This is a genomic window from Rhodanobacter sp. FW106-PBR-R2A-1-15, from assembly GCF_058789735.1.
Window position 1 is genome coordinate 21,801 of the sequence record NZ_JBYTEM010000025.1, and the last position, 13,404, is coordinate 35,204.

The 13,404-nt window shown below is 69.7% G+C and carries 15 protein-coding genes; 8 read left to right on the forward strand and 7 right to left on the reverse strand.

From position 1 onward, the window contains the following. The first annotated feature begins 170 nt into the window (after positions 1 to 170). Together AC3WTD_RS13100 and AC3WTD_RS13105 are read left to right on the forward strand one after the other, a co-directional pair. Positions 171 to 830 (forward strand): protein-L-isoaspartate O-methyltransferase family protein, encoded by a 660-nt coding sequence (locus tag AC3WTD_RS13100; protein WP_008438148.1) that lies wholly within the window; start codon positions 171 to 173, stop codon positions 828 to 830. Between the two features lie 34 nt (positions 831 to 864). After that, on the forward strand, positions 865 to 2,166 hold the full coding sequence (locus AC3WTD_RS13105) for a TolC family outer membrane protein (RefSeq protein WP_027491410.1): 1,302 nt from the start codon (positions 865 to 867) through the stop codon (positions 2,164 to 2,166). 63 nt (positions 2,167 to 2,229) lie between these two features. Here AC3WTD_RS13105 and waaA read toward each other — a convergent pair whose 3' ends face one another. Next, positions 2,230 to 3,495, reverse strand: coding sequence for a lipid IV(A) 3-deoxy-D-manno-octulosonic acid transferase (gene waaA, locus AC3WTD_RS13110; RefSeq protein ID WP_492614033.1), 1,266 nt, complete (start codon positions 3,493 to 3,495; stop codon positions 2,230 to 2,232). Between the two features lie 126 nt (positions 3,496 to 3,621). On the opposite strand from waaA, the gene lpxL reads away from it, so the two are divergent. The 3 genes from lpxL to AC3WTD_RS13125 all read left to right on the forward strand — a co-directional run bounded on the left by lpxL (position 3,622) and on the right by AC3WTD_RS13125 (position 6,579). After that, the gene (gene lpxL, locus AC3WTD_RS13115; RefSeq protein ID WP_235642464.1) at positions 3,622 to 4,539 is read left to right on the forward strand and encodes an LpxL/LpxP family Kdo(2)-lipid IV(A) lauroyl/palmitoleoyl acyltransferase; all 918 of its coding nucleotides are present in this window, start codon (positions 3,622 to 3,624) and stop codon (positions 4,537 to 4,539) included. Between the two features lie 265 nt (positions 4,540 to 4,804). Beyond that, on the forward strand, positions 4,805 to 5,506 hold the full coding sequence (locus AC3WTD_RS13120; protein ID WP_492614053.1) for a polysaccharide deacetylase family protein: 702 nt from the start codon (positions 4,805 to 4,807) through the stop codon (positions 5,504 to 5,506). Continuing rightward, positions 5,503 to 6,579: a glycosyltransferase family 4 protein gene (locus AC3WTD_RS13125; protein ID WP_027491406.1), complete on the forward strand. Its 1,077-nt coding sequence runs from the start codon at positions 5,503 to 5,505 to the stop codon at positions 6,577 to 6,579. Before AC3WTD_RS13120 ends, AC3WTD_RS13125 begins: the two co-directional genes overlap by 4 nt. A 10-nt stretch (positions 6,580 to 6,589) precedes the next feature. On the opposite strand, the gene AC3WTD_RS13130 is transcribed toward AC3WTD_RS13125, so the two are convergent. From AC3WTD_RS13130 to AC3WTD_RS13145, 4 genes are all read right to left on the reverse strand, one after another. Further along, positions 6,590 to 7,342: a glycosyltransferase family 2 protein gene (locus tag AC3WTD_RS13130; RefSeq protein ID WP_027491405.1), complete on the reverse strand. Its 753-nt coding sequence runs from the start codon at positions 7,340 to 7,342 to the stop codon at positions 6,590 to 6,592. Beyond that, positions 7,332 to 8,663 carry an O-antigen ligase family protein gene (locus tag AC3WTD_RS13135; protein WP_492614034.1) on the reverse strand — a complete coding sequence of 444 codons (1,332 nt, stop codon included), beginning with the start codon at positions 8,661 to 8,663 and terminating at the stop codon, positions 7,332 to 7,334. The genes AC3WTD_RS13130 and AC3WTD_RS13135 overlap by 11 nt, the downstream gene beginning before the upstream one ends. A gap of 70 nt (positions 8,664 to 8,733) precedes the next feature. Then, positions 8,734 to 9,861 (reverse strand): glycosyltransferase, encoded by a 1,128-nt coding sequence (locus AC3WTD_RS13140; protein ID WP_027491403.1) that lies wholly within the window; start codon positions 9,859 to 9,861, stop codon positions 8,734 to 8,736. A 78-nt stretch (positions 9,862 to 9,939) separates the two neighbouring features. Continuing rightward, complete coding sequence (locus AC3WTD_RS13145; RefSeq protein WP_008438157.1) at positions 9,940 to 10,149, reverse strand: zinc-finger domain-containing protein; 210 nt, start codon at positions 10,147 to 10,149, stop codon at positions 9,940 to 9,942. A 91-nt stretch (positions 10,150 to 10,240) separates the two neighbouring features. On the opposite strand from AC3WTD_RS13145, the gene AC3WTD_RS13150 reads away from it, so the two are divergent. Beyond that, entirely contained in the window at positions 10,241 to 10,801 is a 561-nt protein-coding gene (locus AC3WTD_RS13150; protein ID WP_492614035.1) for a Yip1 family protein, read from the forward strand. A 3-nt stretch (positions 10,802 to 10,804) separates the two neighbouring features. Beyond that, positions 10,805 to 10,939, forward strand: coding sequence for a hypothetical protein (locus AC3WTD_RS13155; RefSeq protein ID WP_255324808.1), 135 nt, complete (start codon positions 10,805 to 10,807; stop codon positions 10,937 to 10,939). A 65-nt stretch (positions 10,940 to 11,004) separates the two neighbouring features. On the opposite strand, the gene AC3WTD_RS13160 is transcribed toward AC3WTD_RS13155, so the two are convergent. Both AC3WTD_RS13160 and AC3WTD_RS13165 read right to left on the reverse strand, forming a co-directional pair. Next, entirely contained in the window at positions 11,005 to 11,598 is a 594-nt protein-coding gene (locus tag AC3WTD_RS13160; RefSeq protein ID WP_492614036.1) for a YceI family protein, read from the reverse strand. A gap of 53 nt (positions 11,599 to 11,651) precedes the next feature. Then, positions 11,652 to 12,245 carry a malonic semialdehyde reductase gene (locus tag AC3WTD_RS13165; RefSeq protein WP_027491401.1) on the reverse strand — a complete coding sequence of 198 codons (594 nt, stop codon included), beginning with the start codon at positions 12,243 to 12,245 and terminating at the stop codon, positions 11,652 to 11,654. 133 nt (positions 12,246 to 12,378) lie between these two features. Between AC3WTD_RS13165 and AC3WTD_RS13170 the strand changes: the two genes are divergently transcribed. Then, a complete protein-coding gene (locus AC3WTD_RS13170) occupies positions 12,379 to 13,368 on the forward strand; it encodes a mitochondrial fission ELM1 family protein (RefSeq protein ID WP_027491400.1) in 990 nt (329 codons plus the stop codon). Positions 13,369 to 13,404: the final 36 nt, after the last annotated feature.

Below are 13,404 nucleotides of genomic sequence, written 5' to 3' on the forward strand. Positions count from 1 at the left end.
CGCCGGACACCATGACGAACGTCAACGCGCGGCGGTGACTTCCGGCACTTCGTGGCCCCGCAGGCAACCGTCAGGCTTGCCAGCACCCCGGAGTGTCGGAGTGTCGTTGTCGAGGCAGGCGCCAGCGCTTATCCTTCTTGGTCTTTTTCGCTCCCCACGGGACATGGCAGATGGTAATGAATATCGAACAGGCGCGGGTGAACATGGTGGAAAACCAGGTACGCCCGTGGGAAGTACTGGACGGCCGCGTGCTGGAGGTGCTCGGCCGCGTGCGTCGCGAGGACTTCGTTGCCGCCCAGCATCGCCAGCTGGCGTTCGCCGATCTGTGCCTGCCGCTGGGCCACGGCGAGGTGATGATGAAGCCGGTGGTGGAAGGCCGCGTGCTGCAGGCGCTGGAGCTGGCACCCACCGACCGCGTGCTGGAGATCGGCACCGGCTCGGGCTTCCTCACCGCCTGCCTGGCCGGCCTTGGCGGGCAGGTGACCAGTGTCGACATCCACGCCGATTTCACCGCCGCCGCCACGCAGCGACTGCAGGCCGCCGGCGTCACTAATGCGATACTGGCCACCGGCGAGGCGGTGCGCGAGTGGCAGCCCGACGGCCTGTTCGACGCGCTGGTGGTGACCGGCGCGGTACACGCGGTGCCGTCACGCTGGCTGGACTGGCTCAAGCCCGGTGCGCGCGCGCTGGTGATTCGCGGCCTGTCGCCGGTGCAGCAGGCCGCCTTGCTCACCCACGAAGGCGCCGGTCGCTACCGCGAAGAAACCCTGTTCGAAACCGACCTGCCCTACCTGACCCACGCCGAACCACCACCGCGGTTCGTGTTCTGATTCCGCCCCCGCACCGATCCTCACGAGGCACCCCATGCGTTTGAAGCTGCTTACCCTTGCCCTGGCCCTGGCTGCCGTCTCGCTGCCCGGTCACAGCGAGGATCTGCTCGATGCTTATCGCGATGCGCGCGCCAACGATCCGGTGTTGTCGCAGGCCGACGCCACCCGCCTGGCCACCGCCGAGGGGGTGGACCAGGCGCGCGCGCTGCTGCTGCCGCAGATCGGCGCCAGCATGAGCCTCAATCAGATCAACGGCGGCAACCAGATCGGCCACAGCCGCACGCGCTCGATCAACGGCACGCTCAGCCAGACCGTGCTCGACTTCAGCAAGTACGCCAACCTCAAGGCCGCGCACTCGGCCTCCGATGCGCAGGACGAGCTGTACCAGGCCGCGGCGCAGGAGCTCTACGGGCGCGTGGCCGCGGCTTACTTCGGCGTGCTCACCAGCGAGGACGAGCTGACCTTCGCCAAGGCCAACGAGGATGCCTTCCGCCAGCAGTACGAGCAGTCCGACCAGCGCTTCAAGGTTGGCCTCTCGGCGATCACCGACGTGTACCAGGCCAAGGCCTACTACGAGGCGGCCAAGTCGCAGACCATTGCCACGCAGAATACACTCAACGACGCCCGCGAGGCGCTCACCCAGGTCACCGGCAAGCCGACCGGTGAACTGAAGAAGCTGCGCGACGACCTGCCGATGCAGCCGCCGACACCGGCTGACCAGGACAGCTGGGTCAAGCAGGCGCTGGAGACCAACCCCAACCTGCTCACCCAGAAGTACAACGTGCAGACGGCGCAGCACAACATCAGTGCCGCGCGCGCCGGCCACCTGCCGACGATCACCGCCGGTGTCAGCTACGGCAAGGGTGCCGGCTGGTCGGACAGCAACGCCGGCGCACGCTACCGCGACCCCTCCTCGACCACCATCGGCCTGACCTTGAACGTGCCGATCTTCTCCGGCGGCTTCACCCAGTCGCGCGTACGCCAGTCGATCTACCAGCGCGACGCCGCCACCGACGCGCTGGAAGCGCAGCGCCGCCAGGTGGTGCGCGACACGCTCAATTACTACCGCTCGGTGATCGCCGGCATCGCCCAGGTGGAATCGGCCAAGGCCTCGGTGGAGTCGGGCCGCAAGGCGCTGGAGGCGACCCGTGCCGGCTTCGAGGTGGGCACCCAGACGATGACCAACGTGCTGTTGGCGATCCAGGTCCTGACCTCCTCGGAGAGCAGCTACTCGCAGGCCCGCCACCAGTTCATCCTGAACAAGCTGCTGCTCAGGCAGACCGCCGGCACCGCCGAGCTGAAGGATATCGAGGAGATCAACGCGCTGTTGCAGTAAACCACCGCGCGTCGCACGCAAGCGCGACCGGGCCCACGCCCGGTCGTGCCGTTTTCCGAGCGGTCACTCCTGCAGCAGGGCGTCGATCAGCCGCATGACCCGCTGCACCGCGCCGCGTTCGCGCTCGAACACGCGCTGCGCGGCTTGCCCCATGCGCGCGCGCGCGACCGCATCGAGCAACAGCTTCAGCGCGGCCGGCCCCAGCCGTGCGGCATCTGCCACGCGCTCGGCGCCGCCCTCCTCGATCAGGCTGCGGGTGATCTCCTCGAAGTTGAAGGTGTGCGGCCCCACCAGCACCGGCACCGACAGCGCCGCCGGCTCCAGCAGGTTGTGGCCGCCGATCGGCACCAGGCTGCCGCCGACGAAGGCCAGGTCGGAGGCCGCGAAGAACGGCATCAGCTGCCCCATGGCGTCGATCACGAACACCTGGTGCGCAGTGGACGGCACCCCGTCGAGGCTGCGCGTGGCGACCGTGAAGCCGAGACTGCGCACCGTGTGTTCGACCAGCTTGAAACGCTCCGGATGGCGCGGCGCCAGCAGCAGCAGCGCGTCGGGCAGGCGCTTCAGCACCTGCAGGTGTGCCTCCAGCACCGCCTGCTCCTCGCCCTCGTGGGTGCTGGCCGCGATCCACACCGGCCGCCGCGGCCCCCAGTGTCCGCGCATCGTGGCGCCTTCGGCCACCGCGCCGGCGGGGATCGGCATGTCGAACTTCATGTTGCCGGTGACCAGCACCTGCTCCGGGGCGGCCCCGAGCAGGCGGTAGCGGGCCGCATCGGTGCGCGACTGCGCAGCGATCAGCCGCACGCAGCGCAGCGCCGAGCGCAGCAGCCCGCGCAACGGCTTGTAGCCACGCAGCGAGCGCTCCGACAGTCGCGCATTGACGATCATCAGCGGAATGCCGCGCCGGTGGCAGGCGAAGTACAGGTTCGGCCAGATCTCGGTTTCCACGATCAGCGCCAGCCGCGGCCGGATCTTCTTCAGGAAGCGGCCCACCGAGTACGGCAGGTCGTACGGCAGGTAGACGTGGAACACGCTGTTGCCGAACAACTGCTGCACGCGTGCGGTACCGGTCGGGGTAACCGTGGTGATCACCAGCGGCGCGTTCGGGTAGTCGCGCCGCAGCGCCTTGATCAGCGGCTCAGCCGCGTTCACCTCGCCCACCGACACCGCATGCACCCACAGGCTGCCGCGGAAACCGGGCGGGTCGAAAAAGCCGAAGCGCTCCGGCCAGCGCCAGTGGTACGGCCGCGAACGCACGCCACGCGCCAGCAGCCGCAGCACCAGCAGCGGCGTCGCCAGATACATCGCGAGGGTATAGAGGTAACGCAACGTCGGGGCCCGTCAGTCCAGCGCGGCAGTATACGAGAGCGCGCGCCGCCCCCGCCGGGCACGCGGCATGCCGTCGCGGCGCGGTGCCGGCTGGCGGCCTCCTCTACAATGCGCACGATGCCCGGCATGCCACGCCCCCGCTTCACCCGCTCGCTGCTCGCGCCGCGCCACTGGCCGGCGTGGCTGGGCGCGGGCGTGATCTGGCTGATCGCGCGGCTGCCGCAGCGCGCGCTGATGTGGCTGGGCCGGCGGCTCGGCGCGCTGGTGCGGCTGGTTCCTTCCGAGCGCCGGCGCATCGCCGCGGCGAACATCGCGCTGTGCTTTCCCGAACTCGACGCTGCCGCGCGTGCCGCGCTGGTCGACGCGAACCTGCGCGACATCGGCCTGATGCTGGTGGAGTTCGCGCTGGGCTGGATGGGCAGCGAGCGGCGCATGGCCGCCATCCCGACCCGTATCGAGGGGCTGCAACACCTCGAGGCGGCGCGCGCGCAGGGCAAGGGCGTGCTGCTGGTCGGCGGGCACTTCTCGCACCTGGAGCTGTGCGCGCGACTGGTCTCGCGGCGCATCCGCATCGCCGGCATGTACCGCCGGATGGATTCGGCCGTATTCGAGTGGGTCGTGCTGCGCGCGCGACTGGACTACGCCGACGCGATGTTCGAGAAAGACGACCTCCGCGGCACCGTGAAGTACCTGCGCGGCGGCGGCACGCTGTGGTACGCGCCGGACCAGGACATGCGCAGCAAGGACACCGTGTTCGTGCCGTTCTTCGGCGTGCCGGCGGCCACCATCACCGCCACCCATCACCTGGCGCGCATGTCCGGCGCGCTGGTGATCCCGTTCTTCCACCGCCGCCTGCCGGATGGCGGGGGCTACGCGCTGCGCCTCGGCGCGCCACTGGACGGCTTCCCCGGCGCCGACGCAGCAGCCGACACCGCCCGCGTCAACGCCTGCATCGAGCAGATGGTGCGCGCAGCGCCCGAGCAGTACCTGTGGGTGCACAAGCGCTTCAAGACCCGCCCGCCCGGGGCGCCCGCGATCTACTGATCCGTAAGCCGGGTGAAAGCCTGGCCCGCCGAGAATTGCACCAATTCCGGGACCCGGGTCGACTCCGCCGACCCGCCTCGCATGCGAGTGGCGACTTTGCGCAACCACCCTGATCCGCACAGGCCGCCGGCCCTTCCAGGCTGGCGGTGCGAACGGACCGGCGGGTTCGCGCAGCGGTTGCGCCGCTTCCCCAGCGCCGCACCGGCACAGGAGTTGGAAAGTGAACGACGCCGCTGCGCAGGGCACACCGCCCCTGCCCATCCTGATGTATCACAACATCGCGCGCGCCCCGCGCGACCTGCGCGTGTACCGCAGCCTGTTCGTGAGCCCGGCGGTGTTCGCGCGGCAGATGTGGTTGTTGCGCCGGCTCGGTTACCGCGGGTTGTCGATGTCGGCCGCGATGCCCTACCTGCGCGGCGAGCGCAGCGGTCGCGTCGCCGTGATCACGCTGGACGACGGCTACGTGGACAACCTGGACGCCGCCCTGCCCATCCTGCAGCGCCACGGCTTCAGCGCCACCTGCTACGTCGTCAGCGGCAGCATCGGCCGCTACAACCAGTGGGACGCCGAACGGCTGGGCGTGCGCAAGCCGCTGATGTCGGCGGAGCAGCTGCGCGACTGGCACCGCGGCGGCATGGAGGTTGGCGCGCACAGCCGCAGCCACCCTCGCCTGACGCAATGCAGTGACGCCCAGCTGCACGACGAGATCCACGGCAGCAAGGCCACGCTGGAGGATCGCCTCGGCACCCCGGTCAGCCAGTTCTGCTACCCGTACGGCGACGCCGACGACCGCGTGGCCGGCGTGGCGCGCGAGGCCGGCTTCGATGCCGCCACCACCACCCGGCGCGGCCGCGCCATTGCCGGCATGGACCTGTGGCAGCTGCCGCGGGTGCAGGTGGCGCGCCACCACCTGCTGCCGCAATTCGCCCTGCGCGTGCTGTCGCGCTACGAGGATCGCCGCGCGTGAAGCTGCTCTTCGTCGGCACCAATCCCGAGAACACCGGCGCCGCCAGCCACTTCGTCGCCCTGGCGCAGGCGATGGCCGTGGCCGGTCATCAGGTCGGCGCAGTGGTCTACCCCAACGGACTGATCTGGCAGGGGCTGGCCGGCTCGGATGTCCGCCTGAGCAAGGCGAAGTTCCGCAACGCGTTCGACCTGCGCGGCTATCTCGCCGTCATCAGGGCGGCGCGGCAGCTGAAACCGGACTGGCTGGTGGGCAATTTCGGCAAGGAGTACTGGCCGCTGATCCTGATCGGGCGACTGCTGCGCATCCCGGTGGCGCTGTTCCGGCATCGCACGCCGCCGATGAAGCGCCTTTCCGGCTGGCTGATCCCGCGCCTCGCGCAACGCTTCCTCGCCGTCTCCGAGCATGCGCGCCAGGCCTATCTGGACCGGGGCGTCCCCGGCCATCTGGTGCGGGTGCTCTACAACCCGGTCAACACGGAACTGTGCCGGCCCGACCCGCAGCGGCGCCGTGAGATCCTGCGCGCGCTTGGCCTGGACGAGCAGGCGATCGTACTCGGCTACAGCGGCCGCATGCATGGCGGCAAGGGCATCTTCCCGCTGTTCGAGGCGGCCAGCGCGGCAATGGCGCAGCAGCCGCGGCTGCATTGCCTGTGGCTGGGCGACGGCCCGGATGCCGCAGCGCTGCGCGAACGCGCCGCGGCGGACCCTACCGCGGACCGGCACCACTTCCTGGGCTGGATCCCCGACGTGCTGCCGTATTACAGCGCGATGTCGATGCTGGCCTTCCCGTCGGTCGCCACGGAAACCTTCGGGCGCGTCTCGGTCGAGGCGCAAGCCGCCGGCGTCCCGGTGCTGGGCAGCGACATCGGCGGGATACCCGAGACGCTGCAGGCCGGCGTGACCGGCCTGCTGCTGCCGCCGGGCGACGTGGCGGCGTGGCGCGAGGCGATCCTGAAGCTGTGCGATCCGGCGCTGCTGGCGTCGATGGGCACCGCCGCGCGCGACTACGTGGAGCAGCACTTCAGCATGCTGGTGATCGCCGACCGCTTCCTGCAGATCCTGAGCGGCGACTGAGCCCGCCGGATCAGTCCCGCGGCCGTCGTCGCTCGTACAGCTTGGCGTACTTCAGGAACGCGTAGAACGCATGGATGCGCGCCGCGATGAAGCCGGCCCAACCGGAGCGCCAGTGCCCGCGCAGTACGTAGTAGCGCAGGAACGCCACCGTCGGATACGCCACCATGCGCAGCCGCAGCCAGCCGACCCGGCGTTTGGCCAGGTCGGCCTGCTGCAGGCTGGAGTAGCGGTTCGCCTTGGCCACGCGGCCGGCGACGTCGGGCTCGCCGTGGTGGTCGATGACCACGTCGAGCACGCCCACCGGGCCGTCCACCTGCACTTCCTCGTGCACTTCATGGTCGCTCATGCGCGCACGCTGCCGGTCGAACAGGCGCACGTAGTGGTTGAGTCGGCCGCGCCGCGACTGCCAGCGCCAGAACTGCCACTCGCGCCGCCACAACTGGTAGCCCGCGCAGTCCGGCGCGAGCAGCGCCCGCTGCAGGGGCGCCGTGGCGTCCGCCTCGAGCGATTCGTCGGAATCCAGCAGCAACACCCAACGGTGGCTGGCCAGGTCGATCGCCGCCTGCTTCTGTGCGCTGTAGCCGGCGAACGGCTGCGCGTGGAGGCGCGCGCCGTAGTGCGCGGCGATCGCCGCGGTGGCGTCGGTCGAGCCCGAGTCCAGCACCACGATCTCGTCGGCCCAGGCCACCCCGCGCAGGCAGGCGTCGAGCGTGCCGGCGCTGTTGAAGGTGGTCACCACCACCGACAGCGCCTCACGCCCCATCGCGCGCCTCCAAGGAGCGTGCTTCTTTGAGGAGTCCGGCACGGATGCCGGGCTCTTCTTTGCCGGCATGGATGCCGGCTACAAATAAACTGGCGCACCACAGCCCGAGCAGCCAGGCGAACAGCAGGCCCCACCAGGCCGAGTAGAACGCCAGGTGGGTGTTCAGCGGGAACAGCATCACCCCCAGCGCCAGCGTGACGGGGAACGCCCGCGCTCGCGCCGCGGCGCCGACCCGGCGCCATGCGCGCCACGCCAGCGCGACCGCGGCCAGCCACAGCGCGAGGCCGAGCGTGCCGGTCTCGGTGAGGATCTCCAGCACCAGCTGATGCGCGTGGCAGGCACCTTCGCCCACGCCGCAGGCCTCGCCGGTGGCCACGAAGTGATCGTTCGCCGGCGCGTACTGCGGATACGCGTAGCGGAAGCCGCGCACACCGACGCCGTTGATCGGGTGCGCCGCGAACATCTTGATGCTGGCGTGCCAGATGTCGAGCCGGCCGCTGAGCGCGGTATCGAGCGACTGGTCGGTGCCGTGCAGCACCAGCAAGGTGCGCTCCATGCGGTCATGGAACCGCGTCGAGGTTTTCCAGGCGATGCCGCCGGCCAGCGCCAGCAGCACCGCCGCGACCGCGCAGAAACCGGCAAAGCGCCATGGCGAGCGCGCCTCGCGCCAGGCGAAACCCAGCGCCACCAGCGCATAGCTCAACCAGGCGGCACGCGAACCGGCCAGCAGCACCGGCCCCAATATCAGGGCGAACGCCAGCAGCAGGCCCGGCAACCCCCAGCGCCGCCGCGCCGCCCACAGCGCGAACGGCGACAGCACCGCAAGCGTCGGCCCCAGCTTGAGATTGTCGGCGCCGAAGATGCCGGAAACGCGCTCGGCCTCGGCGTGCCCGCCCAGGCTCCACCCGGTCAGCGCCTGCAGCCACGCATCGGCGCACCACAACGCCAGCACCCAGGCCACCGCCACGTAGAGCGCCAGCAACTTCTCCTCGCGGCGAATCGCGAAGCAGGCGTACAGGCCCAGCGGCGCGTAGCGCAGCAGCGCAACCACGGTGCCCCAGCTCTTGCCCGGCCGGATCGCATCGACGGCGGAGAACAGCGCCGCCCCCGTGTAGGCGGCCAGCAACCACAGCAGCAGTTGCGCGCCGGGGTGCTCGCGCAGCGCCTGCGGGTTTCGCGCAAACAGCATGATCACGCCGAGCAGGCACAGCAACGTGCCCAGCTCCGAACTGCGCCCGAACGGCAGCAAGGCGACCACCAGCCAGAATGGCAGCAGAGGGGAACGCAGCGCGGCCTTGAACGAGGTGGTGAAGGAATGCATGCGCGAACCGCAGCGAAAGTGGTCACGCATTGTAGGCGAGCGCGAACGTTCGCGGACCCGGAGGCAGGCTCTAGCCGCCGGTCACTTCGTCATAAAGCGCCAGCGTGGCCTGCTGCATGTCGACCAAGCGGTAGCTTTGCAGCGGCGAGATCGGCGGCGCCACCCGCAGCAATTCGGCGGCCCGCTCGACCAGCCGCTCACGGTCGCCCGGCGGCACGCGGCCGGCCGGGTACAGTTCGGCCAGCAACTCGCCCACGCCGCCGTGCGCGTAGCCCAGCACCGGACGGCACAACGACAGCGCCTCGATCACCGTGCGCCCGAACGACTCGGGCCGGTTCGACAGCTGCAGCACCAGCGCCGAGATCGCGTAGATGTCGCGCACGTCGTCGCGCGACGGCGTCAGCACCACCTGTGAGGCCACTCCCCGCACGCGGATCAGCTCGCGCAGTTCGGCCACATAGGCCTCGCGGCCGGGCTCGACCACTCCCAGCAGCAGCAGCCGCGCCTCGATGCCGCGGCGCTTGAGGTCGGCCAGCAGCTCGACCGCATCATGGTGGCCCTTCAGCCGCGTGCCGCGCCCGGGCAGGGTCAGCAGCGGCGCGCCGGCCAGTGCTGGAAACTCGGCGAAGAAGGCTTTCTGCCAGGCGTCATCCGGCCGGTGTCCGTAGGTAAACGTCAGCGGATCGATGCCGCGCGGGATCACCCGCACCTTGCCCGGCTCCAGCCAGCGGTAATGGCTCAGCACGTAGTCGCGCAGGGTCTGCGAGACCGCGATCACGCGTTCGCCGCGCAGCAGGATCGCGCTGTAGCGCCCAGGCGAGTTGAGCCCGTGCACGGTGGTGACGAAATGCGGCCGCGGCGTCATTCCCTTCAGCGCCCACCAGCCCATCCAGGCCGGCAGCCGCGAACGGGCATGCACGATGTCGGGCTTCAGCTCACGCAGCGCCCGCCGCAACGCACCGAGCCGGCCCAGCGTGCCCAGCGACTTGCGCCCCAGGTCCAGCGTGATGTGCTCGCTGCCTTCGGCCTGCAACTGCGCGACCAGCCGCCCGCCGGCCGAGATCACCACCGAGCGGTGGCCGGCCTGCACCAGGCCGCGGGCGATTTCCAGCGCCGAACGCTCCGCGCCGCCGGAATGCAGCGCAGGGATCAGCTGGACCACGGTCAGCAGCTTGACGGGCACGACCATGCTGGACATGAGCTCTGGGCTGGAGGCTTTCATCCTCTGGAGACAAGCAAGAACAATGCCGCCAGCGAGCTGAACGCTGCCGGAGAATCAGTCGCGCAGCACGTAATGCGCGCCACAGTAGGCGCAGACGGTCTCGCCGCCGTCGTCGACGATCGGCAGGTACACCCGCGGATGGGAATTCCACAGCGCCATGCCGGGCATCGGGCAGGACAACGGCAGGTCGGCGCGCGTCACTTCGTAACGATTTTCGGCATTTGCCGGCACCAGCGGCACCGCCGCGGAAAGGGGGGACGACATCGGCGGACTCCGGACTGGACATCAAGCTGCAAATGGTAGCAGGGCTGCAGCCCCCTGTCGGGGGCAGCACACGGAACACCGGGGAGCGGCCATGGGCATCGCCGGCATGCTGCTGCACTACGTGCTGGCGCTGGTGCCGGTCTACGTGGTGGCGTTGATCGTCAACGCGCTGGCGCCGACCTTCGGCGGCGAGAAGGACATGAACCAGGCGCTGAAGGCGGTGGCCTACGCATGGACCGCCAGCTGGGTTGCCGGCAGCGGCGTGATCGGGCCCTGGCTGGGCCTGCCGATCGTGCTGATCGGCGGTGTCTACAGCATCTACCTGCTGTATCTGGGCCTGCCGCACACCATCAAGTGCCCACCGGAGAAAGCCGGCGGCTACGCCGCGGTCAGCGTGATCAGCGCGACCGTGCTGGGCTGGATCGTCGGCCTGGTCGTTGCCGGCGTGATCGGCACTGCCGCGCTGACCGGCGCGGCGGTCGGCGGCATGCATGTCACCGGCAGCAGCGGCGCCGGGGGCTTTATGTCGCTGGCCTCCGCGATGGCGCCGGAAGAGGAGAAGCAGACCGAGCACGGCTACGAGAAGACCTACGGCGCCAATGGCAACCTGGTCCACGAGGAATGGGACACCCAGTCGAAGTACGGTGAGTAAAGCATGGTGGTCGGCAAGCGCTTCACGGTGAAGGCGAACGGCTACGTCGACGGCATCGAGCAGCTGAAGCAGGCGGTGGTCGGCATCGACCTGACCAAGCTGGAATCGCTCAAGGACGTCGGTGTGAGGGCGAACTGAGCCAGCGCATCCACACAAAAAAAACCGCGCCGGGATGGCGCGGTTTTTTTGTGGGCGACGGCGACTTACTTGGCCGCGGCCTGCTTCGGCACCGAGGCCTCAGTGGTGATGCGGATGGTCAGCTCGTCGCCGACGTTCGGCACATAGCCGGCGACACCGAACTCCGAGCGCTTGATGCTGGCGGTGGCGTCGAAGCCGACCGAGGGCGCCTTGGTCATCGGGTGCGGGCCGATCTTGTTCAGTGTCGCGGCGAGCACCACCGGCTTGGTCACGCCGTGCACGGTGAGGTTGCCGCTGACCTTGAACTTGTTGGCGCCGAGCGCCTGCACGGCGGTGCTCTTGAAGGTCACCACCGGATACTGGGCGGCGTCGAGGAAGTCCGCCTTCTTCAGGTGCTCGTCCAGCGCCGGCACATGGGTGTCAAGCAGGTCGAGCGGCAGCTTCACCTCCACGCTGGAGTTGGCCGGGTGCTGCTCGTCGAACACCAGGGTGCCCTCGCCCAGGCCGAGGTTGGCGGTGGGGTTGGAGTAGCCGAAGTGGTTCCAGCTGAACAGCACCATCGTGTGGTCAGGGTCGAGCTTGTAGGTGACCGGGGCGGCCTGGACCGACACGGCGGCGCCGAGCAGGCCGGCGAGAGCGAGATACTTCAATGCGCGCATGAAAAGACTCCTTGGAAAATGGGGGGATGGAAAAGCGGGGTGGGACGCGGGCTTCAGGCTATCGTGCAGGCTTCGTCGAACGTCAGGCGGGGACTGCGCGGAAACAGGTTGCGGCTGGCGTCGCCGTAACCGATGCTGATCAGGAAATTCGACTTGACCGTGGTGCCGGCGAAGAACGCCGCATCCACGCCGGCGTTGTCGAAGCCGGACATCGGGCCGCAGTCCAGCCCGACCGCACGCGCCGCCAACAGCAGGTAGGCACCCTGCAAGGTGGCGTTGCGGAACGCGGTGCTGTCGATCAGCGGCTGGTTGCCGACGAACCAGCTTTTCGCGTCGGCATGCGGGAACAGCTTCGGCAACTGCTCGTAGAACGCGTAGTCGGTGGCCACGATCGCGGTGACCGGCGCCTCCATGGTCTTGGCGCGGTTGCCATCGGACAGGAACGGCTCCAGCTTCGCCTTCGCCGCCTTCGACTTCACGAAGACCACCCGCATCGGCGAGCAGTTCGCGCTGGTCGGACCGAACTTGGCCAAGTCGAAGACCTGCTGCAGCTGTTCGTCGCTCACTTCTTTCGGCAGCCACGCGTTGAAGGTGCGGGCATTGCGGAACAACTGGTCCAGACTGGCCTCGGAAAGCAACTCGCTCATCGGTATCCTCGGTGGAAGACGTGTCGGCAATGATGCCATTGTGCAAGTGTATAGGCGCTTGCAAGCGAACGGCCCACCCACTGAGGGAACATACCGTGTTCATTCGGGAAACAATGTCGCGGCGCCTGCACGCATGTTGAAACTGCGCGGCGAATGCTGGGTGATCACCGACAGCGCCGCCGGCAACCAGCGCCAGGCGCTGGCGTTGGCCGAATACCTGCAACTGCCGCTGCGCCACCTGGTGCTGCAGCCGCGGGCACCGTGGGCGTGGCTGGCGCCGCGGCTGACCCTGGGTGGCCGGCTCGCCCTGCCCGCCCGCCAGCGGCGACTGTTCGCGCCACCGTGGCCGGCCGTGGCGATCGGCTGCGGTCGCGCCGCCGCGCTGTGCACCCGCCTGCTGCGCCGGCTGGCCGATGGCCGCTGCTACACAGTGCAGATCCTGGACCCGCGCATCGACCCCGCGCACTGGGACGCAGTGATCGCACCCCGCCATGACCAGCTCGACGGCCCCAACGTGCTGCAGCCGCTGGGCTCGCTGAACCCGGTCGACGAGGAGTGGCTGGCCGACGGCCGCGACGCCTGCCCCCGCTTTGCCGAGTTGCCGTCGCCGCGCGTGGGCGTGCTGCTCGGCGGTCCGCGCCGCGGCATCGCGCTGGACGCCGACTACGCCCGCCAGCTGGCCGCACACCTGCTCGAACGCCAGCGCCACGGAGGCGGCAGCCTGCTGGTGCTGGGTTCGCGCCGCACCCCACCGGCGCTGGTCGAGGTGTTTCGCCGTGCCTTGCGCGACGTGCCCGGCCTGCTCTGGGCCGGCCCCGACGACGGCCGCAATCCCTACCCCGGCGTGCTCGGCTGGGCCGACCGGCTGGTGGTCACGCCCGATTCGGTGAACATGCTCTCGGAGGCCTGCGCCGTCGGCTGCCCGGTCGAGACCCTGGTCACCGCGCCGCTGCCGGCGAAGCTCGCGCGCTTCCACCAATCGCTGCGCGAAGCTGGCCGGCTGCGTGGCCTCGACGACGACGCGCCGGCGCGGCCACCGTCACCGCTGCGCGAAACGGTCGCGATCGCTGCCGCGCTGCGGGAGCGGATGGCACGGCAACAGGCGGCACAACTGGCGGATTGAGCAAGGTCCGGACCAATCCCGGCAGCGCGCCCGCGA